Below are 23,761 nucleotides of genomic sequence, written 5' to 3' on the forward strand. Positions count from 1 at the left end.
TATACAATCAGGAGGGGGGTATTTATGTTAAAGGTTATAGCAACATTGTATCTTAGTTCGACAGTCGTTGTCGCATTTGATGCAGAAAAAATTGAACGATATCGTCAGATGACGATTGAGGAATTGAGTGATGCAGAAGGAAATTTGCGAGAGTTATCTTCTTGGTTAACAGAGACTGACGATCAAAGTCTGGACTTTAAGCAAAGAATTTTGGCTGCCTTGCGAAGGAAAAACACTGCTGCATTACCGTCTCTGGCAGACGTGACTACAAGTGTTAAGCGGGCCAGAGAAGCCGAAGAAAAAATCAGAGCAGATCTCGCCAGGGCAGAGCAGTTGCGTGCGGAGCGAGAGGCATATTTATTGCGATTGAGTGTTATGTTTGATGCTGTGCCTCCAACCAGTTGACGATTGTATCAATTTGTTCTGGATCCATTAAAGCTGGGGCATGTGCTGCTCCAGAGAACTGAGCAAAATCTACGTTCTCACGCTCTAACATTTTTTCAACGGTATCTTTGGTTAGAACTTCTGAATTGGCACCACGCAGAACTAATGTTGGGCAAGTTATGGTGTTCCAGATATACCAGAGATCTGTTTCTTCTTCGGCAAAACAATCAACAATTTTTGGGTCATAATTAAGAATGTAATGACCGTATTCGTTTTTATTAAAACTGTGTTCTGCCATATGGTTTAGCTGTTCCTCGGTTGATATCCCAAATGGTTGCAATAATTGTTGTAAATATTTTTTTGCTGAATCGTAGGTTTTGAATTCGGGCATCAGGCTTAGATATTGTTTAATACGTAAAAGAGGTGGAGCAGGAATAAAAGGACCGACATCATTAATCACCAAATTTCGGATTGGTGTTTTTTCAAAACTTGCCAATCCCATGCCAATAATGCCCCCCATAGATGTACCGATCCAGTCAACGAACTCAACGTCCAATCGTGCCACTAATGTCATCATTTCAGACATATGGTTCGGAATGTTATAATCAGCAAGATTGAGTTGCCAGTCACTTTTGTTACGACCTGGTATGTCCGGACATATAACGCGGTAGCCTTTTTCAGCCAGATCTCTAGCTACGTAATCGAAATCTCGGCCATTGCGTGAAAATCCATGGACGCATAGGATCGTTTTATCTGATTTTACGGGACCCCACTCAACATAGTGAATATTGTGAAAGCCAGAGCTGGCAAGACATTTGATGTATTTATGGCGTGGCGTCATGAAAACTACCCCTTGGTAACGTTTTGTAAACCCTGATACTGTTACTATTATATAGAATCAAACTTAGTAAGACCATACTTGATGAATCTTAACGACATTATAAATGCTGCTGATAAAATACAAGGAGTTTTATATCGTACTCCTTTGGTTCCTGCTCCATGGTTGAGTAAGAAAATTGGGGGAGAGGTTTTCTTAAAACTTGAAAACCTGCAGTATACATCATCATTTAAGCCCCGTGGTGCTTTGATAAAAATGTTGAAATTGACATCAGAACAACGCAACAAAGGGGTGGTTGCCATGTCGGCTGGTAATCATGCGCAGGGAGTTGCTTTTCATGCGCAACATATGAAGATCTCGGCAACAATTATTATGCCTGTAACAACCCCTATTGCTAAAGTTGAGCGGACACGCAGCTATGGCGCGAAAGTCGTTTTGTCTGGTAATAATTTAGCCGAGTCTGAAATAACAGCGCGGCAATATGTAGCACAAGGTTTGACCCTTGTTCATCCTTATGATGACGAGGATGTGATTACAGGGCAGGGGACCGTAGCCTTAGAGATGCTGCAAGATCAGCCTGATCTTGATACATTAATTATTCCCGTGGGCGGTGGTGGTTTGGCAGCAGGTTGTGCGATTGCAGCAAAAGCCATGAACCCGGATATTAAACTCTATGGTGTTCAATCAACGGCCTGTCCGGCGATGATCCACTCCTTATACCCAGAGCGGTGGTTTATGCCACCCGATTCAACAGCTTTGCCCTTAGCAGAAGGTATTGCTGTAAAAAATCCGGGGATCCTAACGCGTGATATTTTGCGTCAGCATATGACAGACATTATTGCAGTCGAGGATCATGAGATTGAAGACGCTGTCGATGCGCTATCTATGGGTGGGAAAGTTGTGGCAGAGGGAGCTGGTGCTGCGGGGGTGGCTGCTCTTATTCAAAATCCGGAACTTTTTATTGGTCGACGGGTTGGTGTCATCGTTTGTGGGGGGAATATTGATTCTCGGGTATTCTCATCCCTGATTATGCACAGCCTTGTTCGACAGGAAAAATTTATTCGTATTAAAGTAAAAATCCCTGATACCGCCGGTACACTTGGGAAAGTGACAACAATTATTGGTGAATTAGGTGGCAATATTTTTGAGCTCGTCCATCAACGACATTTCACGGCGCATACATCTAAGATGACGGATCTTGAGGTTACGATCGAGACGCATGGTCGCGATCATTCTAATCAAATTATTCAAAAACTGACAGATACTGGTTATTTGGCGTACAAGATTGTGGGCTAAGAGGCATTAAAGCTGTTTAGATAAGCAAAGTTGTATTTTAAAGAAGCTTCTGTCCACCACTCGTATGGATTCTTTGAATCGTCATTATCTGATTTCTTAGAGTTATCATAAAAATCGTCATTCCCATCCGAGCCATCAGTTGATCCACCACCTTGGGCGGCATCAGTTTGAACAAGCTCAGAATGCGAGGATACGCTGCCAAAATCACTTGAGACAACCTCTAATCGAGGATCGGCTGCGATTGTAAATTCGCCACTCATGCCGGACGGCATGACATCAACGTGGTCGCTGATGTATTCTTCATCTGCTTGGCCATTTGTTGCAACAAGATTTGATATGATGATAAGTGTTTTAATCATTGTATCCTCCGACTTTAATTCATACTAGTCGCAATATAGTTAATAGTTGGTTTATTTGTGGGAAAATACTTTTTAATAATATGAGGCTAGAAAATCTCCAGTTAGAAGTCTACATTATATATGAGGGATAAATTAACGGAGGCCTAAATGGCAGAATATACATTATTACTTTTTGCGCTTGTTGTTCTATTTTTTATTTCGCGTGGGGCACGTATCGTTCCACAGGGATATGAATACACGGTTGAACGTTTCGGGCGTTACACGCATACATTGACGCCTGGTTTTCACTTGATCATTCCTTTAGTGGATCGTGTGGGTGCCAAGGTGAACATGATGGAATCTGTTATGGATGTCCCGACACAAGACGTTATTACAAAGGATAACGCAGCCGTGGCAGTTGATGGTATCGTGTTTTATCAGGTGTTGGATGCGGCAAAATCTGCATATGAAGTATCAAGCCTTGAACACGCAATTTTGAATTTGACGATGACAAACATTCGTACCGTCATGGGATCCATGGACTTGGATGAATTGTTATCCAATCGTGAAGTGATTAATGCGCGATTGTTACAAGTTGTTGATGAAGCAACTCATCCTTGGGGTACTAAGGTAACTCGTGTTGAAATTAAGGATATTCGTCCGCCGCGGGACTTAGTTGATTCAATGGCGCGTCAGATGAAGGCAGAGCGCGATAAACGTGCCATGATTCTTGAGGCTGAAGGTGAACGCCAATCTGCAATTTTGGCTGCCGAAGGAGATAAGCAATCTAAAATTTTGAAAGCCGAGGGTGTTAAACAGTCCATGATTCTTGAGGCAGATGCGCGTAAAGAGTCAGCTCAACGCGACGCAGAAGCTCGTGAACGTTTGGCACAGGCTGAGGCATTTGCAACGGAAGCTGTGTCTAAGGCTGTTAAAGAAGGTTCAACAAAAGCAATTAATTACTTCGTTGCTCAAAAATATGTTGAAGCCTTTAAGGCATTGGCCGAAAGCAATAACCAAAAACTTGTTTTGATGCCGATGGAAACATCAAGTCTTGTTGGAACAATTTCCGGTATTGCTGAGATTGTCAAGGACAGTATTGGAACTGAAAAACCGAAAGGAAAATAAGGATGATTGATTTTCTTTTGACTCAACTTGGCGCATGGCATTGGTCCTTTTTAGGATTAATGCTTTTGTTTGTCGAGATGATTGTTCCGGGGGCTTTTTTGGTTTGGATTGGCGCAGCAGCTTTAATTACAGCAGGTGTGACTTATTTGTTTGACCTATTGTTTGTCGCACAAATGTTGATCTTTACTTTATCTTGCTTGGTTTGTGTCGGGTTTGGAACTTGGGTATACCGCAGTATGGAGATCTCAAAAGAACAATCGACCGTCAATAGGAAAGCAGAGCAGATGGTCGGTTTTACCTTTGACCTAAGTGATCCTATAGAAAATGGTGTTGGTCATATTAAATTGGGTGACACTCGCTGGCGCGTTGAAGGCCCGGATCTTCCTGTTGGCTCTAAAGTTGTTGTCACAGATATAAAAGGTAATAGCTTGGTTGTTGAGAAAGCTTAGGTTTTTCCGATTAAACAGTTAATCCTGTATTGCAAGATTTGCAATACGGGATTTTTTTGTAATTGCAGTGGAGGTACGTATTGTTGTTTATGGCTAGTGAGCCTCATCCCAATTATTGCCTATTCCAACCCCGACAATAAGGGGAACCTTCAGGTAGGTGATTTTTTCCATACAAGATTTTATCACTGAAATTGTAGAATCAACTTCCTGTTCGGGAATCTCAAAGACCAATTCATCATGGACTTGCAACAGCATCTTTCCATCCAGATTATGCTGTGCTAGTAAGGGGGGAATCTGCGCCATAGCCATTTTAATAATGTCGGCATTAGTGCCTTGTAACGGGGCATTGATAGCTTGGCGTTCTGCAAAATTACGCATCATTGCATTTTTATCCTGAATGCCTGGAGTGAAACACTTGCGACCATAGAGTGTTTTAACATATCCATGTTCTTGGGCATAGTTCTTTTGGTGCTGCATATAAGCCTGAATACCGGGGTATTTTTCAAAGTAATGGGCAATATGCTGCGCTGCTTCTGATTGTGGAATATCGAGTTGACGTGCTAATCCAAAAGCACTAATACCATAAATGATTCCAAAATTAATAGCTTTTGCTTTACGACGCAGTTCGCTGTCTACTTGATCTAAGGGGATACCAAAAATTTCTGATGCGGTTGAGGTGTGAATGTCATTCCCGTTCAGGAATGCTTGAGTTAGAGATGGGACGTCAGCCATATGACAAAGCAGGCGTAATTCGATTTGAGAGTAGTCAAATGAGACTATTTTGTATCCCGGGTGCGGAACAAATGCACGGCGAATAAGACGGCCTTTGGGTGTTCGAACGGGAATATTTTGTAAATTTGGATCTGACGATGACAAACGGCCTGTTGATGTCAGTGCCATGGAATAGGATGTATGAATCCGTTGTGTTTTCTTATTGACACTATTCAGCAGCCCATCTACGTAAGTTGACTTTAATTTAGCCAGTTCCCGCCAGTCTAAAATAAGTTTTGGCAATATATGGCCTTGTTCGACCAACTTTTCCAAGACATCTGCATCTGTTACATAACCGCCTGTCTTTGTTTTCTTTGGGGCAGGCAGACCAAGTTCATCAAATAAGATTTCGCCAAGTTGTTTTGGTGAGCCAACATTGAAGGAACGCCCGGCAACCTCGTAGATTTGACGCTCAAGCTTGAGCATATCATCCGTAAATTCTTGTCCAAGTTGGAACAAAAGTTGTTGATTCACGCGAATTCCTGTAATTTCCATATCCCGGATGACAGGAATAAGGGGGCGTTCTATCCGCTCATAGACTGTTGCTATGTGTTCTTGATTAACTCGTGGTGCTAAATATTCGAATAATTGTAACGTAATATCTGCGTCTTCGGCAGCATAACTTGTAGCGAGTGCTATATCAACCATATCAAAGGTTTTTTGGTTTTTTCCTGTGCCGACAACATCACTGTATTTAATCGTTGTGTGCTGGAGATGACGCTCTGCTAATTCATCCATGCCATGACCATGTTTTGCACCATCAAGAATATAGGACATCAGCATGGTGTCAGTGATAGCATTAAGTGTGACATTGTATTTATGCAATACCCCTAGATCATACTTAATGTTATGCCCAATTTTAAGGACGCTGTCGTCCTGAAGCAGGGGGACTAAAATCTCTAGGGCTTGAGCTGGTGATAACTGTGGTGTCGCTTCTTGATGCCCTGTCGGAATATAATAACCTGAGCCAACATGCCCAGAGAGTGATATGCCAACTAGTTGAGCATCCATAATATTCAAGGAAGTTGTCTCTGTGTCAAAGGCAATATACGGTAGCTTGATCAAATCACGAACGAGGGTTTGTAATTCCGATGCTGTACGGATTGTCGTATAGGATGTTTTAGATTTTTCTGTTTGTGGGGAATTTTTGTCAACCCGAGCAACCAGACTGGTAAATCCTTGGGTGCGTAAGAATCCCTTAAGATGGATCGGGTCTGTTTCTTGAATTGTAAAAGTTGAGATGTCCTGAGGCAGAGGAGCTGTTTCACATAATGTTACAAGTTTTTTAGAAATACGCGCATTATCTGCATGGTCAATTAAGCTTTGACGACGCTTTGGTTGCTTAATTTCATTGACGCGGTCAAGCAAGGATTCAAGCGTGCCATATGTATTGATAAGTTCGGCAGCCGTTTTGATCCCAATGCCAGGCACACCGGGCACATTATCGGTTGAATCTCCGGCAAGGGATTGTACATCAATGACTTTATCTGGGAACACGCCAAATTTTTCAAAGACTTCTTGTTCAGCAATTTTCTTGTTTTTAATGGGATCAAGCATTGTCACGCCATCGCGGACTAATTGCATTAAGTCTTTGTCTGATGAGATGACGATCGTATTTAGGCCTTTTGATAGCGCATCTTTGGCATAGCTTGCAATTAGGTCATCGGCCTCGTACCCTTCGAGTTCGATTGACGGGACATGAAAAGCGTCGCAAGCTTCACGAATTAAGCTAAATTGTGGGATTAAATCTTCCGGAACGTCTGGGCGATGGGCCTTATAGTCAGGATAAATTTCTTGTCTGAAGGTTTCTCGGGCGGCATCAAAGATCACGGCTAGGTAATCGGCATCTGCACGAGCTTGATCTATATATTTAGTCAACATTGTACAGAAACCATAGACTGCACCCACATGGATACCATCAGGACGGCGCAAAGGGGGGAGAGCATGATAAGCCCGAAATATAAAACCAGAGCCATCAATAAGAATAAGTTTTTTAGCCATAAGATTGCCGTTACAAATTACCTTTGGAACATGATAGCTGATTCATTTCCGGAATGGAAGAGTAGGGGGAGCTAAAAGATAGGTGGTGATGAGATTGCCTGTATTTCACGGACAAAATTCGCTGCAAATTCTATCTTTTTTCTGTCCAGATTATGGCTGTAATTACGTTGTTCGAGTAAATCTAGAATTTTTTCTGTAGCAACATTGCCTTTTGCATTCTCACCGCCATAAGGGCACCCCCCCAGACCTGTAATCGCAGAATCAATTGTTTGGATTCCTGCATTTAGAGCTGCATCAATATTAGCTGTGGCTGTACCGTATGTATCGTGGCAGTGTATTGCTAGTTTTGAGACGGGAACACGCTCTGATACAGACTGGATCATTCGGTCAATTGATTCAGGTGTGCCTTTGCCAATGGTATCACCTAACGAGATTTCAGAGCATCCTAATTGATAAAGTCTGTCTGCTACACTGGCTACATCGGCAGAGGAGATATCCCCTGAAAAAGGGCAAGCTACGACACAGGAAACGTAACCTCTGACTCTGATACCGTGTTCTTTTGCTGATTGGATGATTGGGGTAAAGCGATTAAAACTTTCATCAATGGAACAATTTATGTTTTTTTGAGTAAAAGCTTCTGACGCAGCCGTAAAAATAGAAATGTCTTGCACATTATTGCTAATAGCAAGTTCCATTCCCTTAGCGTTCGGAACGAGAATAGAATACCGTGTATTTTTATTTCGTATAATTTCATTGAAAACGGCATCAGTATCTGCCATTTGCGGTACCCATTGGGGGGAAACAAAACTTCCTACTTCGATTTCTGCAAAACCGCATTCACTCAAGAGATTGATAAGGCGAATACGTTCATCAATACGCCAAATCCGTTTTTCATTTTGCAGACCATCGCGCGGACCAACCTCAACAATTTGAATCATTTTAGAGTCCATTTTCTTTCTCTCTTATCTGTCTCAGGCGACCTCTCCCTTAAGGGGAGAGGTGTTGTTGCTGTTAAGTTTAACTAATTCTTCGCCTTCAGAAACGAAGTCACCAGTTTTGAACATAATTGCTTCTACAACACCGTTATGAGGTGCTCTGATTGTGTGTTCCATCTTCATAGCCTCAAGGATCAGTAACGGTGTGCCCGCGTCAACGCTTTCGCCTTGATTTGCCAATACTGAAATGATTCGACCAGGCATTGGCGCACTGAGAGATTGATCAGAATTTCCATCTTCCAGATTTAAATGATCAGGGTTATGGGGCGTGGCGGTGTAGATTTTACCATCCACAGAAATTCGAACTAAATCTGAAGTTCTGTCGACACATAGATAAGGAATTATTGTGCTATCTGGTTGATGTGTAGACTGATAAGATGTTCCTTGGCAATCAAAACGCACTGTTTGACAACCATTGGACATATGGCGCCATCCGTCGGATTTAGACCATGGTGATAGGTCTGTTGTTGTTCTTGATTGGATGAATTCATAAGCCAAGCAATGTTGAATCTCGTCTGTTAATTGTGGTTGGCTTAAGAGGGACTCCATAGATCTATCTAAGTACGCAATATTCGGGAGTTTGTCTGATACCTCGGGATTTTGCATTAGCTCTATCAGAAATTCACGGTTTGTTTTTACACCTGCAATTTTCAAATCAATAAGAGCTTTGATCATGCGTTGAATAGTATCTGCTCGATCTTGTCCATAAACAATTAATTTGGCGATCATTGGGTCATAATAAATACTAATCTGATTCCCAACAGTATAACCTGAATCAAGGCGCGCTAATTTGTCATGGCTGGTGAATTGAGTGATCTTGCCAATAGATGGTAGGAACCCTTGGGCAGGATCTTCTGCATAAATTCTAGCCTCTATTGCATGGCCTTTAGATGTGATTTGATCTTGAGTACAAGGAATTTTCCTGCCTTGAGCAACGATAATTTGCCATTTCACAAGGTCTTGCCCTGTAATCATTTCAGTTACCGGGTGTTCAACTTGCAGTCTGGTATTCATTTCAAGGAAGTAATAATCTCCTTGTGCATCAACGAGAAACTCTACTGTACCCGCCCCTTGATACTGAACGGCTTTTGCCAATTTAATTGCATCAGCATGAAGCCCAGATCTGGTTTTATCGGAAAGACCAACTGCAGGAGCTTCTTCTATAATCTTTTGGTGTCGGCGTTGTAATGAACAATCTCGTTCAGCCAGAGTTACAATATTACCATGAGAATCGCCAAAAACTTGAATTTCAATATGTCGTGGATCAACAATGTACTTCTCAATCATAACATTCGCATTAGAGAAAGCATTAAGAGCTTCACGTTGACAACCTTCGAGGGCTGCCGCAAAATCTGATTCTTTGTCGACGCGGCGCATTCCCTTACCACCACCACCATGAGTTGCCTTGATCAGAACAGGAAATCCAATGTCTTTGGCCTGATTTAACAAATGAGCCGCATCCTGATTATCCCCCATGTATCCACGGATAATCGGAACTTTGACGGAATCGGCGATTTGTTTTGCTTCACTTTTCGAACCCATTGATTGAATCGCTTGAGCAGATGGTCCGATAAATACAATGTTTTCTTTGGCTAAGGCAGTGGCAAAATCTGTGTTTTCAGATAAAAACCCATATCCCGGGTGAACGGCATCAGCTTTTTCTTGTTTGCAAATATCAATGATTTTAGAAACATTCAAATAGGTATCTTTGGCCTCATTTCCTGCCAATTTAATGGATTTCGTTGCCATTTTGACAAAAGGGAGGGATTTATCTGCTTCTGAATAAATAGCGATGGTTTCAATTCCCATCTCATGACAGGTGCGGATAATTCGACATGCGATCTCAGCGCGATTGGCAATAAGTATTCTTTTGAATTTATTCATGATTTGTAATCCAGTTTGGCTGACGTTTCTCTAGAAATGCTTTGAGGCCTTCTTGACCATCAGGTGTGGCTCGCGCGGTGGCGATTGCCTTAGCTGTAAAGGTCTTTAGATCTGAATTGATAGGCTGTGATTCAACCGTGCGGAGTAATTCTTTTACTGCCGTCTGAGCAACAGGGCTGCCTTTTAGTATGTTGTCAAGACACAGGCTAAGGGCGGTTTCCAGAGAGTCAGCTATTTGGTGAATAAGACCGCAATCCAAAGCTAATTGTGTGTCAATTAGTTCTGCTGTTAATGTAAAGCGACGAGCATTGCGTTGACCAATTGCTTTAACAATATAAGGCGATATGACGCCAGGGACGATCCCTAATCTTACTTCAGAAAGGCAGAACTTGCTGTCTGATGTGGCGATGCAGATGTCGGTTGTTGCAACAAGACCAACGCCACCACCATAGGCTCCCCCTTGGACAATACTAATTGTGGGTTTTGGACAGGTATATACGGCTTCAAATAAAGATCCTAGTGCTAAAGCATCTTGAACATTGTCTTCATAACTAAAAGTAGCTATATCCTTCATATAGCCAAGGTCAGCACCCGCACAAAAAACTTTTCCTTCCCCTTTTAGGACAATAGCACGGACGTCGTTAGATTTTCCGAGTGCCTGAATGGTTGTTGTCAGGTCGGATATTAAAAGGGGATTTAGGGCATTCCTTACATCGGGCCGATTTAGCGATACTGTTGCTACGCCTCGTTTGTCAATGTCTACAAGAACAGTTTGAAGGGTCATTGGTCTTATCGTTTGAGTAGATTATGTTCAAAATTTAACTGATTTGCAGCTTTAAGTCGAGGGCGTTTTCGATGCTTCTAGGAATAAAAATCCATAAGCGTGGCTTTTGTTTCGATGTTAAAATCGAGGGGGTAACCATTAGAAAGGGATGGATTTGTTCCAACAATTTGAATTTTTAAATCGCCAGGTTCATTCATATCGTTTGTTTCAAGCTCAATATTTAAGATTGTATAATCAAGGTTTTCCAAAGCTTGAGATGATTTTTGATCCTCTAATCCTTCGAATTTAGGGAAGTAATGTATTTTCCCTTTAGAACTGGCTGCGTTGAGTTTTGCAGTCAAGATTATGACTTTTTCTTGTGTGAATAATAAACGCGCTGTTCCTTTAAGAGTACCTGTGGCTGCAATCGATGTTATCGTACTTTTTGTAATAGCGTCATTAATATCTAAGTTTTCAATTTCAGCGCTAGTTTCTAGGCCGTGCTCAGTCATTTTGAAGTCATGTAGTCTAATGTGCCCTTTTGCGAATTCAGTTGTAATGACACTGGGGAGTAAGTCATGTGTATCACCCCTTTTGAGAAGCATAACTGTATTTTCAAAGTTTAATTTGTGCCGTCTGATTGAATCGACCGAAATGTTAAATAGATTTTCACCTGCCTTTGAGTCCAGAGATAGAATACCATTTATACCGAATAGATCGTATAAATAGAATGAGGCACGAAGATTGGTCATGTTTAGGTTAAATGATTTTAGTTCATCTGTCAGACCGTGAACCTTATCATAACTTAGGCCGACTAGTCCTGATTCATGAAAGGATACCGGGAGATTAAAATGATGACTAAAAATGGTTAAAAATAGCTTGAAGGGTATTTCTTTGAGTTTTGCTTTTAGGATATAAGATTCTTTTTGTGCATTATAGGATCCTGCGATATTGCCAATTTCAATAGCATTGTTTTTAATCGTTCCTGATAATTCAAATAAATGATTTTTATTTTTGACTGATACATCAAATTGAGACTGAAGAGGGGATATGTTTCCTGTAAGACTGAGGCCTTGATCTTGAGAGAAGGTTCCGGAAAGATTAGCCAGCGTTATGTACGGCAGGGTAAAGAAAGGGCTGTGAATATTTAATGTATCTTTAGAAAATTCTATCGTGATGCGTTCTTTATTGGTGTTAATGATGTTCCATTCGTTTTTTTTGGATTTTAGCGATAACGGAATTCCGAACAAATCAACTGTAATGTCGTCGAGTGTCAATTTGGTTAAGGGAAGATTGATCCTTTTTGCTTTTAGAAGAGTTGGGAATGTTTCCTTGTTGATAACAAAAGATCCTGAGGTTGCTTTTAGGGAACTAATTTGGCCAGAGGCAAGTTTAGATATTTGAGGTGTAATTTTGATTTTTCCAATAGTGCCAATATTAGTTTGGTTGAGTGAAATTTCTGAATTAGAGAGTGTTATACCGCTAAAGGTTAAATTACTGGATTCAGAATGAATTTTAACAGAGCTGTCTGTGATTGATTTTAAGAAAAAATTATGCAGATACTGACCTTGAAATGACATTTTGAACGATAAGGCAATAGCAAGAGCAAAGAACGTCAAGGGGGTGAAATATCTTAAGATAACATTGAGTTTTGTAACAACCATGTTTTAACCTTTAATTTCAGTTCAAAGGGAGGTATCCTTAATTAATATTGAATTATTTTATATAAATTATCAATTGATCCGAAGAGAAAGTAAAAATGATTTTTGATCCCAGTTTGTCCTCTAGTTTATATATTTTACCATTTATCGGTATTTTGTTGTCTATCTCGTTGGGGCCTATTTTATTTCCCAAGATCTGGCATAAGTATTACTTTAGAATATCCTTGTTTTGGCTCATGCTTTCCATTTTGTTGATGGTTGGGAAATTCGGCGTCGGTGCCACGTCTCATCAATGGATGCACATGTTTTTGCATGAATATGTGCCTTTTATTCTGATGATTGCCTCTCTGTATACAGTGACCGGGGGGATTCATATCGTTATAAAAACTCGGGCAAAAGCACGAACCAATACCTTATTTTTGTTTCTGGGCGGATTGCTTGCCAGCTTTATCGGTACAACAGGTGCGGCTATGCTCTTGATTCGACCTTTTATTGAAATGAATCGTCATCGTAAACATAAGGTTCATCTGATTATCTTCTTTATTTTTATTGTGGCGAATATTGGGGGCAGTTTAACCCCACTGGGAGACCCACCTTTGTTTTTAGGATATTTACAGGGCGTGCCTTTTTGGTGGCCGATGGAGCACTTATTCCTACCAATGATAAAAATGCTGTTTATTTTGTTGGCTGTCTTTTGGACGATGGATCATTATTTGTTACGTAAGGATGAACCGCAACCAAAGGCGCGATCGAATGGTGAACGACGATTGCACATCACAGGTTTTCGAAATTTTCCTATCTTGATTGGAATTGTTCTTTGTGTGTGGATGTTCGGGGCTTGGGATACGGCACCTCAATCCGGGATTTTTGATTTAACATGGGCTGAACTTGGTCGGGATTTGTCTCTTCTGTTGCTTGCGATTTTATCATGGAAAATTACGCCGGGAACAATCCGCTATTACAATAATTATAGTTGGGAGCCGTTTAAGGAAGTTGCCCAAATCTTTATTGGTATCTTCACAACAATTATCCCTGTTATCCAGATTCTGCATCAGGGGGAAGACGGTATGTTTGCAGAATTGTTAAGGCTAGCGAATCCGGGGGGGACTCCTGATAATGCCCTTTACTTCTGGTTGACCGGTTGGTTATCTGCTTTTCTGGATAATGCGCCGACATATCTTGTTTTTTATCACATGGCTGGGGGAGATGCTGTTACATTAAGCACAACGATGGCATCGACATTAATGGCGATATCAGCAGGTGCGGTCTTTATGGGAGCAATGACTTATATTGGGAATGCACCGAATTTTATGGTTAAGGCCATTGCTGAAAAACAACATATAAAAATGCCGTCTTTCTTTGGCTATATGATTTGGTCATGTATCATATTGCTCCCTTGTTTGGTTTTGTTTTGCTGGTTCTTTTTATACGGGTAGGGAAAGTTGATTACACTTTGCAAGGATAGAATCAGGATTGTTCTGTTGCTGTCACCCATGATCCTTGCTGGGTGCAGCTATTTTTTTCCGTCAAAAGAAGATCAAAAGTTTACGCCTAAAGATCTGCATCTTCCAGAAATTGAGTATACTGCTGATTTAGAAATTGCTGGCGACAAATCGCAAGAATCGTACTTTAAATCAATTCCAATGTTGATGCAGAATGATGTGGCTCATCCAACAAGTACGAATGCGCTTCGTTATCGTGCTCATGAAGATGTTTCTTTGTTGAAAAAAGCCCTCAAAAATCATGGCTATTTTCAAGGAAATGCGTCTTTTATCCTCGATCATGGGGACGAGAAAGTTAAACATGTTAAGTTTATCATAGAGCCGGGACCTGTTTATTGGGTGGAGGGAGTCGATATCGATATGACGGGAGCAGATGATGTGCCAATTCTGCCCGAAAAAGCGAAAAAGGTTATTGATATTAAGAACGGCACAAAAGTTCGATTAGATGATGTTTTAGAAGCTGTTCCAAAACTACATCGTTACTTTATAAGTCATGGTTATCCTGATGTTGAAATTGAAGAACCGATCGGGAAAATTGACGATAAAACGCATAAGGTTTTGATTACATATAAAATTTACTTGAAAGGCAAGAAAACCTTTGGAAATCTTAGTATTCGTGGGAATGGTAAAGTTTCTGAATCTTTTGTGAGAAATCGATTCCACTTTACCGATCAGGATTTTTATGATCAAAAAGTGTTGGATCAATCTCGTAAAGCTTTATTAGATACTGAATTATTTTCCTCTGTGCTTATTTCACATAAAACAAGGGGCGATAAGGCTGATATTATCGCTGATTTAACAGAAGCTCCGCCTAGACGTTTTGTTTTGGGAGCACGTTATGGAACACAAGAGGGGATTGGTGGTAAACTTGTTTGGCAGCATAAAAATGCTTTTGGGGGCGGTGAGGATTTTTATGTTCGGGGCGAAGGTGGTCAACGTCAGTTTAAAAGTTCCATCGGCTTAAAAATCCCTGATGTTATTTGGCAAGATTTTAACCTTGTGAATATTATTTCTGCAACAAAGGCTAGAACAAAGGCTTATTACGGTGTTATTTATAATGCCTATTCAGGGTTGGAACATCAAGTTAATGAAACATCAAATTATGCTGTGGGGTTAGAAGCAGAACATTCTCAATTAAAGCGGCTTCGTAGTACTAAACGAACGTTTTATGGTGTCCCTGTTATGTATACTTATGATGATCGTAATGATCATTTAAACCCCTATAAGGGGTGGAAATGGCGATTAGATTTTGCGCCATACTTTGGTGATTTTGGGAGCACAGGGATCATGTTAAAAGCAAGCCTTTATAGTGCTCAATATTGGCGTATAATTCCTAAAGATAAGTTTGTAATCGCAACTTGGCAAAAAATTGGTCAAATTGGTGGCATTGATTTTGATGATATTCCTTTCAATCGTCGATGGTATGGTGGGGGATCGGGATCTATACGGGGGTATGGGTACCAAAAACTGAGTAAACCTGATGATCAGGGAGCTCCTCTTGGTGGAAAGTCATTGCTGGAAGTTGGTGTAGAGCCTCGCTATCGTATTAGCGAAAAATTTGGTGCATCAGTTTTTGTTGAGGCCGGAGCTGTTTCGGAGCGCAGAATTCCCGGGTTTAAATCTCAGGAAATGAAGATCGGTTATGGTGTTGGTGGTAAATATTATACAGATATTGGTCCGATTCGGTTGGATATCGCGTTTCCAACAAAACGTCGTCGTGTAAATGGTAAAACTTATGATGCACCAGTGCAGTTCTATATTAGTTTAGGGCAGGCTTTTTAATGATGAGAATTATAACGAAAGTTTTAAAATATATTCTTGCTATAATTGCTGTTTTGTTGTTGGTTTTACAAATCCCATCCCTTAATACACGGGTTATTCAGGGGGTTCTTAATATTGCTACACCGTCTGACCTTAGAATTCGAATAAAAGGTATCAGCGGAGCCTTTCCTTTTAATCTGAGGATCAATCAAATTAAACTCAAGGATTCTTCCAAGACGTGGTTTGAAATAAATAATTTATCATTTGATTGGCGAGGGGTGGATGTTCTGTATGGTAAGTTACATTTTGGTGAGGTTCATGCTGAAAGAGTAGTTTATCTCGAGAATCCGGATATGGAATCCTCTGACGATCCTTTGATTTTACCGCGCCTCAATATTGATAAATTGAGGGTTAATTCAGTTGAAATTCCTATGCTCTATCGTGGGAAATTTACAGTCAACGGCGTGTTAAAATCCCCGGAAAAAGGGCATCAGATTATCAGGATAGATCTTAATTTTAGTACAGACTATAAGGAAACTGAAACCATAATTTATGAACAAAAGGGAATTGATTATACTATTAAATCTAGCATTAACAGGCCACTTGCAACATTTACATCATTATCACCAAGCCTTTTAACAAATACCCAAGGAAAATTAAATCTTCACATGGATCTGGCTGGGCAGACGACATTTAAGGGGGTTAATGGATCTGCATCTTTAAAACTATCTGGTTTTCATAGCCCTGAATTAAAACTGAATGATATCTTGGGTGGTGATTCAGAATTTTTGTTCACAGGAAATCTAGCTAATAAAGCATCCAATGCTGCAAGAATCAACTTAAAACTTAAAGACCGTCATATTGTTGTTAATGTTAATCAAACTGGTGACGAATTTGATATTGTTGGCTCTCTAAAATCATCAGGTTACACCGGACAATTAATGGGGAATATTAAGGATAATATAGCTGATATTAAGCTTGTTGGGACTGGTGGACATGCAAATATTCGCTTTAAAGGTAATTCGAAAGAAATTTTATCTCTCAATGTAGATTTCAAAAAAATAGATGAGCTTAGTCGTTTCTTGTTTTATCCTATGTGGGGGGCGATCGCTTTATCAGGTGTTTGGGATAACACAAACAAACGGTTTGATATGCATGCTAAAAGTATATCAACCAATGGTAAGGTTGATTTATTTTCTAGCGTTGAAGGAACTGTTTATGCAGAAAAGAACCACTATAAAGCAGAAGTAAAAGCACACAATGAAGATGTAAAAATTAAGATTGCTGGTTTTTCTGACTTGACCGTAAAGAATGTTCAAATTAATGAATTATATATTCGTCCTATCTATGATAAATCTCGTTTGATCGAGCTCAAACAGCCTATATATATCAAATCTGTTGATAATAACTATTTAGTTCATGATACTGAAATTCATTTCTTAGAAGGTGGGCTTCGTACAAAAAACTTGGTATTGTCAGACAAGCCAACGGGTGAGATTACTCTGAAAGATTTTGATGCGCGAATATTAAACTCATTTATTGAGGGGACTCAGTGGCGGGGCATGTTAGAGGGAAACCTGGTTTTTGGCGGAAAAAACTTATACGATGCTAAAATTGCCATTAAGGATTTCGGGCTTGAATCAGGGGAGCGTAAAAAAGAAAAACTTATCAATATAGATCTAACGCTTGTCCATAATAAATCATCTATTTTCGCAAAGTTGAACTATACTGATAATTTAGATTCCAAATTGGCCGGAAGTTTTAATATAAAAACTGACAAAATTCTGCCTGAAGATTTTGCTCCCATCACAACATCCCTGTCGGGAATTGTTAATATTTCCGCACTTAATACTTTGGTGTGGTGGGGTGACCGATTTAAGGGAAAGTTAACTATTGGGTTGAAAGGGGATGGTACGTTAAAATCCTCGAATATTTCAGGAAGGATTGCTTTGGATGACGGGTATTATGAAAATGGTGTTATCGGTACCACATTAAAGGAAATCAAGGCCCGCATGGCATTGTCACAGGGGATATTATCGATCCAATCTTTTGATGGGAAGGATTATGATAAGGGGGCGTTCGGGGTGACTGGAAAGGTTAATCTTCAAGCCATAACAAGCCCTGTTGTTGATTTGAATTTGAAACTTAATAAAGTAATGATCGCGAACACGCATGAAGCAATTGTGGTTACGTCTGGGAATTTGACTGCCAAAACCGTAAAAGCACATCATCATATTATTGCCGGTGCCATTACTGTGAATTCAGCTTTGATTAATTTGAATCAAGTATCCTCTGAACCAAAAACTATTCGTGTATACCGTACAACCGAAGAGCTAGAGCGCAAGCAAAGTAAAAAGGTGTCAGAATTGCTGACTCAACTGGACATTAAGGTTGATATCCCTAAAAAGTTATTTGTTCAAGGATTTGGCCTAAGGAGTGAGTGGAAAGGGGCTATGGCCATGACGGGCCCTATGAATATACCGAATATAACGGGGGGAATTCATTCCCTTAAGGGAAGATTAGATATTTCCTCTAAGAGGTTGGAGCTGGCTCCGAGCTCTGTAACGTTTGAAACGAAGCATGGTCAGATTATGCCGGTATTAGATGTATCGGCTAAAAAAGTTGTTCGTGAATATGAGGCGTTTATATCTGTGAAAGGCCCAGTGGATGAACCAAAGATTGATTTTATATCGATTCCGGCTCAAACAACTGAAAATGTTATTGCATTGATTTTATTTGATAAACCGCTTAGTGAAGTAACCGCAGCTCAAAGTTTACAATTGGCAACAACGCTTGCTGCGGTCAAGGCTGGAAAATTTTCGGGGGGAGCATTAGATTCGCTTAATCAATTGCTGGGGGTCGATGATATTTCACTAAATAAACAAGAATCGATTGATGGTACTGATGATAATTCAAAGTATAGTGTTTCTGTTGGCAAGCAATTAACGGAACGAGTTTTTGTTGGTCTCGAGCAAGGTATACAACAAGAAGTTGGCTCAAAAGTCAAGGTTAAGGTTGATGTAACTAAAAACACAAAAGTTGATGCGGAAGTTGGAACTCAAAATACGGCTCTTGGGTATGGCCTCGAGTTTAGATATTAATATTTGTTGATAAATATAAAATAGTATCTATATTTTGAAGACGTTAATAATAAATAATGATCCTATGATATGACAAAAAATATTCTAACAAGACTATTACTAAGTTCAATTCCCATCTTGACTTATGCTTCTGAAAAGGAGGCGACCTCATCAAACTCAACACAGATAGTAGGGGCGTCTTTTGCTATAAAAGCGGCTGACTTTCCTGATTATTCTGAAGATTATCTTGATTATATACAATCTATAATTGCTAAATTACCTGAAAATCATGCGCAGTTTTATACTGGATTATCCAGTGCAGGTTTGCGCGCACTATTTATCAGTAAGCATTTTTATTTTGACCAAGGGCTTAATATAAAAGAGCTTCAACGAGCTCTGTTTGGTTTGCCTGTGGATGGCTCTATCATTTCACCAGAGGCGATAGTATCCCTATTGAATTTGTTTCCTAATCAGGTAGATGCTCAACAATTACTTTATAGATTAAGAACGCAACCTATTGGAACAGTTAATTTGGTTGATCCAATCGCTTCTAAAGATGTTATTAACCGTGCCTTGATCAATCATCAACCGTGGGCTATAGAGCATTATTGTAATCTTAATAGCCTTCCGGATTCTATGTCTACTGAGTACTTGTTAGTCCTGGCTAATCATGGTGATAGAAGTGCCTCTGATAGATTGGATGAAATTTATAATATAGATATTCCCGATGTATCATCTTTGGATGGTGCTGTTCTGCAAAGTGTTATTGATGATCTTATTAAAAAAGTAACACCATATTCGTATGGTTCTCCTCTTGTCTTATTAGGGAATAGATTAGCTGCTAGGAACTTTCTTGGTCTAGCACAATCTTGTTATTTTGCTGCTGCCCGTCTGGGAAGCATTGACGGGGCTGAATATTATTATAATGAACTGGATGGGACTAAGCCATTTAACGAATTCTTAGACGAAATTGTTGGACTTAGTTATGTGGGCATAAGTGCAAAAAAGCCATTACTATTTTTTATTGGCATGGCAATGGATCGTTTAGTAAAAGAGGAGCATTTATCAAATAGTAATCGTTACATTAAATTTATAGAATTGATGGCAAGTTATGGTTCTGTTGAAGTCTTATCTTATTTAGTAAACTGCAATCTACCGCTCGATGAAAATAGAAGGCATCAGCTATACTTGCGAGGGGCTGATTCGGATAATGTTTTATTAAAAGCAACATCTATAGCAATGTTAGCAGGCACAAACAGGGGGGCAGGAAATCTAGTTAAGGCTAAAGCTTTTTATCAGTACGCTTTAGATTTGTTTAAAGATGAAAAGTCAGATTTTATGCTATTCAAAAAACATCAGATTAATAGTCTTTATATAGATATGTTGCTAGGCAGTTCGGATCAAGATGATAACAGTAAAGCTATTAAATATTTAGATGATCAAGCTAAAAATGGTCATGTTGTTGCGTATTTAAAATTGGGAAAATATTTTTATTCTCAAGGTAATATGTCGAGTGCTCTTCAAAACTTTATCAATGGCTCTCTTTTGGGTAATGCTGAATGTTTGCTGCTAAGCGGTATTATCTATAAAGAGAGAGGGGCATTTGATTATGCAAGAAAATGTATAGAACAAGCTCTTAGTTCTAAGCAACTATCAGAAGAAAATAAAAGTAAGGCTGAACGCTATTTAACGGAGATTGTTAGATTAGAAGAAGACGCAGCTCTAAAAGACCCTGAAAAGCTTGAACGTGATCGTTTAGCTCAAGAACTTATTGATGAAGAGAATCGCTTGGCATTTAGGAAACAGGACACCACTCGTCTAAAAGCTGAGCGAGAAGTCGCCCGTCAAGCAGAAAAAGCTCGTCTGGCCAAGGAGAAAGAGGCTACTCGTCTAAAATCTGAACGAGAAGTCGCCCGCCAAGTAGAAGAAGCTCGTCTGGCTGAGGAGAAAGCCTTTTTAAACAGAGCTGAAGAAATATTTAGACAGGCTTTGGTCACAAAAAATCAAGATGAGCAACAAGCGCTCGATATTTTCTTGAGAATTTCTAAACTTGGTCTTGATTCATTGCATGTCAAAGCGATGAAGGAAGCTGCTATTATTTTACGGAACCAAAAGAATTTCTCTGAAGCTCTTAAACTCTTTAGAATGGTTGAAGTTTTAGGTGATTCTGAATTAAGTAAAGACGCGTCTTACTCTGTCGGTTGTTTGTTAGCAAATAATTCAAATAGTTCAAGTAAGAATGACCTTGCTTATTTTGCCTTTAAAAGAGCTGCTAATTTAGGGCATATCAAGGCCCATTATGCGGCGGCAATGCTTCTTTTGCATCAGAAAAATATTGCTGGTATAAGCAATCCTTTAGATTTATCTGTTAGTTTTCTGCAAACTGCCGCAAGTTTAGGTCATGTGGACTCATTGCTTCAGTTAAGTTTTGTTATTGCGAATGCAACAGAAACACAAAAAGCGCGCCCTGAATTAGCTAGGATATATCATGAGCGATATAAAGAAGCTATGGAATTACCTAATGTTGATCCTGAAAAACTAAATCATGAGGCGCAAGAGCTCATTCATGCTAAAAGGAAAGATGACGCTAATATAGTTAAGGCATTGGAACAGCTCGATAAGGCCACTGATTTAGGCCATGCTGAGTCAGCCTATACAGCAGGACTAATGCGGTCAGGATTATATTGGCCAAATTTTCCAATTGCTTCTGATCATGATAAAGCAAAGCAATCTTTCGAAAGAGGAATGACTATGGGGCATAAGGGGTGTAAGTTTGAACTTGCTCTTATGATATCAAAAACCGATAGGCTTCGTTCAATTGCTTTGCTTGAGGAATTGCTTGCTTCTGGTGATATGTCAGTTAAGCCATACCTTAAAGCAGTAGAGCACGCAAGGCCTGCATAATCAAGTTTGTTGCTAAGGGCTTTGATCTAAAAATAATCCATGGGCAAATATTTTTGTGTTTAATCTATGGATATTATTAAATAACTGATATATAAATATTTTTGTAATATTAATAACTCTGTTTACAACTACCTCTTCCCTAATCGGAGAGGTAGTTTTTTTATTTAAGGATTTTTCATGAAATTTTTAAAATCAATCTGCTCAGAACGTCCGAATAAAAAATCCAGTGGTGTCGCTTCGTACATTGCTTATAATTCACTGGGTAAGGCGGTGTGGACTCCTCGAAACTATGGCCTCCTTGCGGATGAGGGATATCAAAAAAATGTTATTGTTTATCGATGTGTCAGTTTAATTGCACGTGGGGTAGGGAGTGTGCCTTGGCTTTTATATGACCATAACCATGAAATTGAGAAGCATCCTATCCTTGATTTACTCAATTGTCCAAGCCCGCGTCAAGCGGGTTCTTCTTTTATGGAGAGCCTTGTTGGTCATTTAATGTTAGCTGGAAACGCTTACATAGAAGCTGTTTGTGATCGATCGGGAATGGTTTGTGAGTTATATTCATTAAGGCCTGATCGGATAAAAGTCATTCCTAGTGTCTCTGGGGTTCCTGTGGCATTTGAGTACGAAGTTGACGGGCGTAAGCGTGTCTTAGAAAGTGACCCTATTACTGGGTGTTCTTCTGTTTTACACATCAAAAATTTTCACCCATTGAATGATTGGTACGGCATGAGTCCCATTGAGGCTGCGGCTCGATCTATAGATCAACATAATGTTGTTGCTGAACATAATCTTGCTCTCCTTCAAAATGGTGGACGACCAAGTGGTGCGTTGATGTTTAAGCCAGGGAATAGCCAACCTATGTCGGAAAAGCAACGGGATTCTTTGCGAGATGATATTCGTCGGATTTATGAAGGGAGCAATAACGCGGGCAAGATTATGGTTTTAGAGGGAGATTTTGACTGGAAGGAAATGGGGTTAAGTCCAAAAGATCTTGACTTTATTGAAGGTAAAAATATTTCCGCACGGGAAATATCTCAGGCATTTGGCGTTCCTCCGATGTTAGTTGGAATTAGTGGAGATGCCACTTTTGCTAATTATAAAGAGGCTAGGTATCACTTGTGGGAAGACACAATTATTCCGCTGATGGAGTTTTTGATTGCAGAACTAAACCTGTGGCTCTGTCCAATGTTCGGGGAAAACTTGCGGCTTTCCTATGATGTTGACGCTATACCGGCGTTGGCTCAAAGACGAGAGGCATTATGGTCGAAAATCCAATCGTCTGAGTTCTTGACGATCAACGAGAAACGTCAGGCGGTTGGCTATGGACCCATCGATGGTGGGGATTCGATATTTAAACCTCTCCCACAAGGGGATAGGTGATTCACACGTTACTTGTTTATGCAACAACCTCTTTATTTAATCGAGAGGTGTTTTCTAAAGGAGATTACATGACAGAACAACTCAATATACCCTTTACCCTAAAAAGCCATCAAGAAGATGGTTTTTTTTGTGGCTATGCCAGTGTCTTTAACGTGACTGATCATCATCAAGAAATTGTCGCTAGCAAAGCTTTTTCATCATCGCTTAATCGATGGAAAGAAAAAGGGCGGTTGCCCAAAATGCTGTGGCAGCACGATCAACGCAAACCGATTGGTGTGTGGGAAGAAATCTATGAAGACGAACATGGTTTGTATGTGAGAGGTCGGCTGCTTTTAGATCTTCAGGCTGGGCGTGATGCTTATGCTCTGATGAAAGCTGGTGTCATTGACAGTATGTCCATTGGTTTTCGCCTTGTCAAAGCAGCACGCGATGCTGATAAAAAAGCAAGGATCCTCACTGAGGTGGACCTTTTAGAAATTTCGCTCGTTACATTTGCAGCTAATCCTGAAGCAAAAGTAACAGCGGTCAAGGAATTTGAGCTGGATGAAGATATCATCCATCAAATAAATGAGCTGAGCGATATGCTTAAAGCTCGACGTTTAACCCAAGAAAGGAATTAACTT

The 23,761-nt window shown here is 40.0% G+C and carries 17 protein-coding genes; 10 read left to right on the plus strand and 7 right to left on the minus strand.

From position 1 onward, the window contains the following. The first annotated feature begins 24 nt into the window (after positions 1-24). Positions 25-405, plus strand: a complete 381-nt coding sequence (locus KF820_06620) for a hypothetical protein (GenBank protein MBX3458009.1) — start codon at positions 25-27, stop codon at positions 403-405. Here KF820_06620 and KF820_06625 read toward each other — a convergent pair. Next, positions 374-1,225: an alpha/beta hydrolase gene (locus tag KF820_06625; protein MBX3458010.1), complete on the minus strand. Its 852-nt coding sequence runs from the start codon at positions 1,223-1,225 to the stop codon at positions 374-376. The two genes, KF820_06620 and KF820_06625, sit on opposite strands and share 32 nt — an antisense overlap. An 81-nt stretch (positions 1,226-1,306) precedes the next feature. Here KF820_06625 and KF820_06630 point away from each other — a divergent pair, with 81 nt between their 5' ends. Next, positions 1,307-2,518, plus strand: coding sequence for a threonine ammonia-lyase (locus tag KF820_06630; GenBank protein MBX3458011.1), 1,212 nt, complete (start codon positions 1,307-1,309; stop codon positions 2,516-2,518). On the opposite strand, the gene KF820_06635 is transcribed toward KF820_06630, so the two are convergent. Then, positions 2,515-2,877, minus strand: a complete 363-nt coding sequence (locus KF820_06635; protein MBX3458012.1) for a hypothetical protein — start codon at positions 2,875-2,877, stop codon at positions 2,515-2,517. The two genes, KF820_06630 and KF820_06635, sit on opposite strands and share 4 nt — an antisense overlap. A 147-nt stretch (positions 2,878-3,024) precedes the next feature. Here KF820_06635 and KF820_06640 point away from each other — a divergent pair, with 147 nt between their 5' ends. Beyond that, complete coding sequence (locus KF820_06640) at positions 3,025-3,984, plus strand: SPFH/Band 7/PHB domain protein (GenBank protein MBX3458013.1); 960 nt, start codon at positions 3,025-3,027, stop codon at positions 3,982-3,984. Positions 3,985-3,986: 2 nt separating this feature from the next. Continuing rightward, on the plus strand, positions 3,987-4,433 hold the full coding sequence (locus KF820_06645) for an NfeD family protein (protein ID MBX3458014.1): 447 nt from the start codon (positions 3,987-3,989) through the stop codon (positions 4,431-4,433). A gap of 93 nt (positions 4,434-4,526) precedes the next feature. Here KF820_06645 and polA read toward each other — a convergent pair whose 3' ends face one another. From polA to KF820_06670, 5 genes are all read right to left on the minus strand, one after another. Beyond that, positions 4,527-7,205, minus strand: a complete 2,679-nt coding sequence (gene polA, locus KF820_06650) for a DNA polymerase I (GenBank protein MBX3458015.1) — start codon at positions 7,203-7,205, stop codon at positions 4,527-4,529. Positions 7,206-7,276: 71 nt separating this feature from the next. Then, positions 7,277-8,155: a hydroxymethylglutaryl-CoA lyase gene (locus KF820_06655; protein MBX3458016.1), complete on the minus strand. Its 879-nt coding sequence runs from the start codon at positions 8,153-8,155 to the stop codon at positions 7,277-7,279. A 21-nt stretch (positions 8,156-8,176) separates the two neighbouring features. Beyond that, positions 8,177-10,084 carry an ATP-grasp domain-containing protein gene (locus KF820_06660; GenBank protein ID MBX3458017.1) on the minus strand — a complete coding sequence of 636 codons (1,908 nt, stop codon included), beginning with the start codon at positions 10,082-10,084 and terminating at the stop codon, positions 8,177-8,179. Continuing rightward, a complete protein-coding gene (locus KF820_06665; GenBank protein ID MBX3458018.1) occupies positions 10,077-10,868 on the minus strand; it encodes an enoyl-CoA hydratase/isomerase family protein in 792 nt (263 codons plus the stop codon). Before KF820_06665 ends, KF820_06660 begins: the two co-directional genes overlap by 8 nt. Positions 10,869-10,945: 77 nt before the next feature. Beyond that, positions 10,946-12,511: a YdbH domain-containing protein gene (locus KF820_06670; protein MBX3458019.1), complete on the minus strand. Its 1,566-nt coding sequence runs from the start codon at positions 12,509-12,511 to the stop codon at positions 10,946-10,948. A 95-nt stretch (positions 12,512-12,606) separates the two neighbouring features. Between KF820_06670 and KF820_06675 the strand changes: the two genes are divergently transcribed. The 6 genes from KF820_06675 (at position 12,607) to KF820_06700 (ending at position 23,758) form a co-directional block, all read left to right on the plus strand. Then, positions 12,607-13,944: a sodium:proton antiporter gene (locus KF820_06675; protein ID MBX3458020.1), complete on the plus strand. Its 1,338-nt coding sequence runs from the start codon at positions 12,607-12,609 to the stop codon at positions 13,942-13,944. Between the two features lie 45 nt (positions 13,945-13,989). Further along, positions 13,990-15,792 carry a BamA/TamA family outer membrane protein gene (locus tag KF820_06680; protein MBX3458021.1) on the plus strand — a complete coding sequence of 601 codons (1,803 nt, stop codon included), beginning with the start codon at positions 13,990-13,992 and terminating at the stop codon, positions 15,790-15,792. Further along, positions 15,792-18,872 (plus strand): translocation/assembly module TamB domain-containing protein, encoded by a 3,081-nt coding sequence (locus KF820_06685; protein ID MBX3458022.1) that lies wholly within the window; start codon positions 15,792-15,794, stop codon positions 18,870-18,872. The genes KF820_06680 and KF820_06685 overlap by 1 nt, the downstream gene beginning before the upstream one ends. A 69-nt stretch (positions 18,873-18,941) precedes the next feature. After that, positions 18,942-21,755, plus strand: coding sequence for a hypothetical protein (locus tag KF820_06690; GenBank protein MBX3458023.1), 2,814 nt, complete (start codon positions 18,942-18,944; stop codon positions 21,753-21,755). Positions 21,756-21,932: 177 nt separating this feature from the next. Continuing rightward, a complete protein-coding gene (locus KF820_06695) occupies positions 21,933-23,138 on the plus strand; it encodes a phage portal protein (GenBank protein ID MBX3458024.1) in 1,206 nt (401 codons plus the stop codon). Between the two features lie 68 nt (positions 23,139-23,206). Beyond that, positions 23,207-23,758: an HK97 family phage prohead protease gene (locus KF820_06700; protein ID MBX3458025.1), complete on the plus strand. Its 552-nt coding sequence runs from the start codon at positions 23,207-23,209 to the stop codon at positions 23,756-23,758. Positions 23,759-23,761 lie beyond the last annotated feature (3 nt).

This window comes from Candidatus Paracaedibacteraceae bacterium (assembly GCA_019636055.1).
GTDB lineage: Bacteria > Pseudomonadota > Alphaproteobacteria > Paracaedibacterales > Paracaedibacteraceae > Paracaedibacter.

Coding starts and splice junctions, on each gene's coding strand:
- KF820_06620 (MBX3458009.1), top strand. CDS start 25: ATGTTAAAGGTTATAGCAACATTGTATCTTAGTTCGACAGTCGTTGTC.
- KF820_06625 (MBX3458010.1), bottom strand. CDS start 1,225: ATGACGCCACGCCATAAATACATCAAATGTCTTGCCAGCTCTGGCTTT.
- KF820_06630 (MBX3458011.1), top strand. CDS start 1,307: ATGAATCTTAACGACATTATAAATGCTGCTGATAAAATACAAGGAGTT.
- KF820_06635 (MBX3458012.1), bottom strand. CDS start 2,877: ATGATTAAAACACTTATCATCATATCAAATCTTGTTGCAACAAATGGC.
- KF820_06640 (MBX3458013.1), top strand. CDS start 3,025: ATGGCAGAATATACATTATTACTTTTTGCGCTTGTTGTTCTATTTTTT.
- KF820_06645 (MBX3458014.1), top strand. CDS start 3,987: ATGATTGATTTTCTTTTGACTCAACTTGGCGCATGGCATTGGTCCTTT.
- polA (MBX3458015.1), bottom strand. CDS start 7,205: ATGGCTAAAAAACTTATTCTTATTGATGGCTCTGGTTTTATATTTCGG.
- KF820_06655 (MBX3458016.1), bottom strand. CDS start 8,155: ATGGACTCTAAAATGATTCAAATTGTTGAGGTTGGTCCGCGCGATGGT.
- KF820_06660 (MBX3458017.1), bottom strand. CDS start 10,084: ATGAATAAATTCAAAAGAATACTTATTGCCAATCGCGCTGAGATCGCA.
- KF820_06665 (MBX3458018.1), bottom strand. CDS start 10,868: ATGACCCTTCAAACTGTTCTTGTAGACATTGACAAACGAGGCGTAGCA.
- KF820_06670 (MBX3458019.1), bottom strand. CDS start 12,511: ATGGTTGTTACAAAACTCAATGTTATCTTAAGATATTTCACCCCCTTG.
- KF820_06675 (MBX3458020.1), top strand. CDS start 12,607: ATGATTTTTGATCCCAGTTTGTCCTCTAGTTTATATATTTTACCATTT.
- KF820_06685 (MBX3458022.1), top strand. CDS start 15,792: ATGATGAGAATTATAACGAAAGTTTTAAAATATATTCTTGCTATAATT.
- KF820_06690 (MBX3458023.1), top strand. CDS start 18,942: ATGACAAAAAATATTCTAACAAGACTATTACTAAGTTCAATTCCCATC.
- KF820_06695 (MBX3458024.1), top strand. CDS start 21,933: ATGAAATTTTTAAAATCAATCTGCTCAGAACGTCCGAATAAAAAATCC.
- KF820_06700 (MBX3458025.1), top strand. CDS start 23,207: ATGACAGAACAACTCAATATACCCTTTACCCTAAAAAGCCATCAAGAA.